This window comes from Paenarthrobacter sp. CC6, assembly GCF_040560085.1.
In the GTDB taxonomy this organism is placed as follows: Bacteria; Actinomycetota; Actinomycetes; order Actinomycetales; family Micrococcaceae; genus Arthrobacter; species Arthrobacter nicotinovorans.
Genome location: NZ_JARDAN010000038.1, coordinates 1 through 5,714, shown reverse-complemented (window position 1 = coordinate 5,714; position 5,714 = coordinate 1). Strand labels below are relative to the sequence as shown.

Sequence of the window (5,714 nt, the reverse complement as noted above, 5' to 3'; positions counted from 1 at the left end):
TGTTAAATGGAAGAGCCCCAACCGTGGTTGGGGCTCTTCGTTAATGGTTGTCCGGCGGTGTCCTACTCTCCCACACCCTCCCGGGTGCAGTACCATCGGCGCTGTGGGTCTTAGCTTCCGGGTTCGGAATGGGACCGGGCGTTTCCCCCACGCTATGACCGCCGTAACTCTGTTACCCGTCCCGACCCCGTTGGTGTGGGGGTGGGTGGGAAGCTTGTGGTTACAACTGTGGTGTTATGTAGTTGTTGTTGTTGGTTCCTGGAACGGTTGTTGTTCGGGAACCACATAGTGGACGCGTGCAGTGTTTTGTGTGTGGTGTAAGTTGTTGGCCTATTAGTACCGGTCAGCTTCACGAGTCTTTAGTCCTCGCTTCCACATCCGGCCTATCAACCCAGTGGTCTGGCTGGGGGCCTCTCACACATAATGTGTATGGAAATCTCATCTTGAAGCGAGCTTCCCGCTTAGATGCTTTCAGCGGTTATCCCATCCGAACGTAGCTAATCAGCGATGCACTTGGCAGTACAACTGACACACCAGAGGTTCGTCCGTCCCGGTCCTCTCGTACTAAGGACAGCCCTTCTCAAATTTCCTGCGCGCGCAGCGGATAGGGACCGAACTGTCTCACGACGTTCTAAACCCAGCTCGCGTACCGCTTTAATGGGCGAACAGCCCAACCCTTGGGACCTACTCCAGCCCCAGGATGCGACGAGCCGACATCGAGGTGCCAAACCATGCCGTCGATATGGACTCTTGGGCAAGATCAGCCTGTTATCCCCGAGGTACCTTTTATCCGTTGAGCGACGGCCATTCCACAATGTACCGCCGGATCACTAGTCCCGACTTTCGTCCCTGCTCGAGATGTCTCTCTCACAGTCAAGCTCCCTTGTGCACTTACACTCGACACCTGATTGCCAACCAGGCTGAGGGAACCTTTGGGCGCCTCCGTTACTTTTTAGGAGGCAACCGCCCCAGTTAAACTACCCATCAGGCACTGTCCCTGACCCGGATCACGGGCCGAAGTTAGATGTCCAAAGTGACCAGAGTGGTATTTCAACGATGACTCCACCCGAACTGGCGTCCGGGTTTCAACGTCTCCCACCTATCCTACACAAGCCACTCCGAACACCAATACCAAACTATAGTAAAGGTCTCGGGGTCTTTCCGTCCTGCTGCGCGTAACGAGCATCTTTACTCGTACTGCAATTTCGCCGAGTTTATGGTTGAGACAGCGGGGAAGTCGTTACTCCATTCGTGCAGGTCGGAACTTACCCGACAAGGAATTTCGCTACCTTAGGATGGTTATAGTTACCACCGCCGTTTACTGGGGCTTAAATTCTCAGCTTCGCCACAAGTGGCTAACCGGTCCTCTTAACCTTCCAGCACCGGGCAGGAGTCAGTCCGTATACATCGTCTTGCGACTTCGCACGGACCTGTGTTTTTAGTAAACAGTCGCTTCCCCCTGGTCTCTGCGGCCCACACCCGCTCACGGAAAGCAAGTCTCCATCACGGGGCAGGCCCCCCTTCTCCCGAAGTTACGGGGGCATTTTGCCGAGTTCCTTAACCATAATTCTCTCGATCGCCTTGGTATTCTCTACCTGATCACCTGTGTCGGTTTGGGGTACGGGCGGCTAAAACCTCGCGTCGATGCTTTTCTTGGCAGCATAGGATCACCGGATCCCCCCTTACGGGAGTCCCATCAGATCTCAGGAACGTGCTCGAAGCACACAGGAACGGATTTGCCTATCCCTGACCCTACATCCTTAGACCGGGGCAACCATCGCCCGGCCCGGCTACCTTCCTGCGTCACACCTGTTAATACGCTTACCTCCCGGGATCAGGTCCCGCGCTCGGCCAAAACCCACAACACCACAAGGGTGAGCGGGCAGGCTCCGGGCGGTTAGTATCCCCCGCTTGGCATGGGCGGTTTTTCGCCGGTACGGGAATATCAACCCGTTGTCCATCGACTACGCCTGTCGGCCTCGCCTTAGGTCCCGACTTACCCAGGGCAGATTAGCTTGACCCTGGAACCCTTGATCATTCGGCGGACGGGTTTCTCACCCGTCTTTCGCTACTCATGCCTGCATTCTCACTCGTGTAGGCTCCACCGCTGGTTTCCACCGCGACTTCACTGCCCACACGACGCTCCCCTACCACTCCACACCCCTGAACCACGAAGGCTAGGGTACTGTGTGAAATCCACAACTTCGGCGGTGTACTTGAGCCCCGCTACATTGTCGGCGCGGAATCACTTGACCAGTGAGCTATTACGCACTCTTTCAAGGATGGCTGCTTCTAAGCCAACCTCCTGGTTGTCTTCGCAACTCCACATCCTTTCCCACTTAGCACACGCTTAGGGGCCTTAGTTGGTGGTCTGGGCTGTTTCCCTCTCGACTATGAAGCTTATCCCCCACAGTCTCACTGCTGCGCTCTGACTTACCGGCATTCGGAGTTTGGCTGACGTCAGTAACCTTGTAGGGCCCATCGGCCATCCAGTAGCTCTACCTCCGGCAAGAAACACGCAACGCTGCACCTAAATGCATTTCGGGGAGAACCAGCTATCACGGAGTTTGATTGGCCTTTCACCCCTACCCACAGCTCATCCCCTCCATTTTCAACTGAAGTGGGTTCGGTCCTCCACGACGTCTTACCGTCGCTTCAACCTGGCCATGGGTAGATCACTCCGCTTCGGGTCTAGATCACGCCACTACACTCGCCCTATTCAGACTCGCTTTCGCTACGGCTACCCCACACGGGTTAACCTCGCGACGTAACACTAACTCGCAGGCTCATTCTTCAAAAGGCACGCCGTCACAGTAACAAGACTGCTCCGACGGATTGTAAGCACACGGTTTCAGGTACTGTTTCACTCCCCTCCCGGGGTACTTTTCACCTTTCCCTCACGGTACTGGTCCGCTATCGGTCATTAGGAAGTATTTAGGCTTATCAGGTGGTCCTGACAGATTCGCACGGGATTTCTCGGGCCCCGTGCTACTTGGGATACTCTCCAGGCGGCACACAACATTACGGTTACGGGGCTCACACCCTCTCTGGCCGGCCTTTCAAGACCGTTCACCTATGCACGCACTCTCACCTCACTGGCCCGGCAGAACCAGAACGGAAAGTCCCACAACCCCGCCCATGCAACGCCCGCCGGCTATCACACATGGAAACGGTTTAGCCTGATCCGCGTTCGCTCGCCACTACTAACGGAATCACTCTTGTTTTCTCTTCCTGCGGGTACTGAGATGTTTCACTTCCCCGCGTTCCCCCCACGCACCCTATGTGTTCAGATGCGGGTCACACAATCACCATGACAGCGTTGTGCGGGGTTTCCCCATTCGGACATCCTGGGATCAACGCTCGGTTATCAACTCCCCCAGGCTTATCGCAGATTCCTACGTCCTTCTTCGGCTCCTAATGCCAAGGCATCCACCGTGTGCCCTTAAAAACTTGACCACACAAACATGATCAAAAACTTACTCGAGAGAACCACGAGCCACTACGGCCCAAGGTTCATTCATAAGAAATTGCTGTATGGAACACACACACCAAAGCGTGTATGTCCCAGATGCTCGCGTCCACTATGTAGTTCTCAAACAACAACCCCATCAACCAACCCCCCAACCCGCCACAACCCACACACGCAGGCCGCAACACAAAGACCGGAGGAACCGGCTGCAGGAACAAAAGAAACACCAGAAGTGCCCCCCTGCATTGCTGCAAAAAGGTCCTGTTGCCTCAGGACCCAACAGTGCGCCAAACACAACCCCCACCAGCCGCACCCCGGACACGTTCCCAACAACCCACACCCCCACACAAAGCAGGAGCACGAACCGCCGTACTAGCACCAGGACACAACCACGAAAGCCATGCCAAAAAAATGATTCGTTGATATTCCACCCATGAGCACCCACCGCAGAACAAACGCCTGCGCAATGGGCAACACTGACAACAACCAGACACCCCATGCAGGGCACCAATCATTGCAAGCAGCTCCTTAGAAAGGAGGTGATCCAGCCGCACCTTCCGGTACGGCTACCTTGTTACGACTTAGTCCCAATCGCCGGTCCCACCTTCGACGGCTCCCCCCACAAGGGTTAGGCCACCGGCTTCGGGTGTTACCAACTTTCGTGACTTGACGGGCGGTGTGTACAAGGCCCGGGAACGTATTCACCGCAGCGTTGCTGATCTGCGATTACTAGCGACTCCGACTTCATGGGGTCGAGTTGCAGACCCCAATCCGAACTGAGACCGGCTTTTTGGGATTAGCTCCACCTCACAGTATCGCAACCCTTTGTACCGGCCATTGTAGCATGCGTGAAGCCCAAGACATAAGGGGCATGATGATTTGACGTCGTCCCCACCTTCCTCCGAGTTGACCCCGGCAGTCTCCTATGAGTCCCCGGCCGAACCGCTGGCAACATAGAACGAGGGTTGCGCTCGTTGCGGGACTTAACCCAACATCTCACGACACGAGCTGACGACAACCATGCACCACCTGTAAACCGACCGCAAGCGGGGCACCTGTTTCCAGGTCTTTCCGGTTCATGTCAAGCCTTGGTAAGGTTCTTCGCGTTGCATCGAATTAATCCGCATGCTCCGCCGCTTGTGCGGGCCCCCGTCAATTCCTTTGAGTTTTAGCCTTGCGGCCGTACTCCCCAGGCGGGGCACTTAATGCGTTAGCTACGGCGCGGAAAACGTGGAATGTCCCCCACACCTAGTGCCCAACGTTTACGGCATGGACTACCAGGGTATCTAATCCTGTTCGCTCCCCATGCTTTCGCTCCTCAGCGTCAGTTACAGCCCAGAGACCTGCCTTCGCCATCGGTGTTCCTCCTGATATCTGCGCATTTCACCGCTACACCAGGAATTCCAGTCTCCCCTACTGCACTCTAGTCTGCCCGTACCCACTGCAGAACCGGAGTTGAGCCCCGGTCTTTCACAGCAGACGCGACAAACCGCCTACGAGCTCTTTACGCCCAATAATTCCGGATAACGCTTGCGCCCTACGTATTACCGCGGCTGCTGGCACGTAGTTAGCCGGCGCTTCTTCTGCAGGTACCGTCACTTACGCTTCTTCCCTACTGAAAGAGGTTTACAACCCGAAGGCCGTCATCCCTCACGCGGCGTCGCTGCATCAGGCTTGCGCCCATTGTGCAATATTCCCCACTGCTGCCTCCCGTAGGAGTCTGGGCCGTGTCTCAGTCCCAGTGTGGCCGGTCACCCTCTCAGGCCGGCTACCCGTCGTCGCCTTGGTAGGCCATTACCCCACCAACAAGCTGATAGGCCGCGAGTCCATCCAAAACCACAAAAGCTTTCCACCCCCCACCATGCGATGAGGAGTCATATCCGGTATTAGACCCAGTTTCCCAGGCTTATCCCAGAGTCAAGGGCAGGTTACTCACGTGTTACTCACCCGTTCGCCACTAATCCCCCAGCAAGCTGGGATCATCGTTCGACTTGCATGTGTTAAGCACGCCGCCAGCGTTCATCCTGAGCCAGGATCAAACTCTCCGTTGAAGTAAAACAAAATCAAACAGACACAACCACACCCACCGGAAATAACGGCAAACACGGCTGCACAAAATTCGAAACCAGCTGAAAACCAGACCACCACACACGGGGGTGCGCAGCAACCTGGCAAAATTCAACCAATCAATAAAACAATCGGTATCAACAAACTTGGCACACTATTGAGTTCTCAAACAACAGAC

The 5,714-nt window shown here is 55.5% G+C and carries 3 rRNA genes; all 3 read right to left on the bottom strand.

Going from position 1 to position 5,714, the window contains the following annotated elements:
* Positions 1-49: 49 nt before the first annotated feature.
* The 3 genes from rrf to PV760_RS21305 all read right to left on the bottom strand — a co-directional run bounded on the left by rrf (position 50) and on the right by PV760_RS21305 (position 5,520).
* A 5S ribosomal RNA gene (gene rrf / locus PV760_RS21315) occupies positions 50-166 on the bottom strand.
* A 146-nt stretch (positions 167-312) separates the two neighbouring features.
* Positions 313-3,456 (bottom strand): 23S ribosomal RNA (locus tag PV760_RS21310).
* A 545-nt stretch (positions 3,457-4,001) separates the two neighbouring features.
* Positions 4,002-5,520 (bottom strand): 16S ribosomal RNA (locus tag PV760_RS21305).
* Together the 16S, 23S and 5S rRNA genes form the textbook arrangement of a ribosomal RNA operon.
* Between the last annotated feature and the right edge of the window lie 194 nt (positions 5,521-5,714).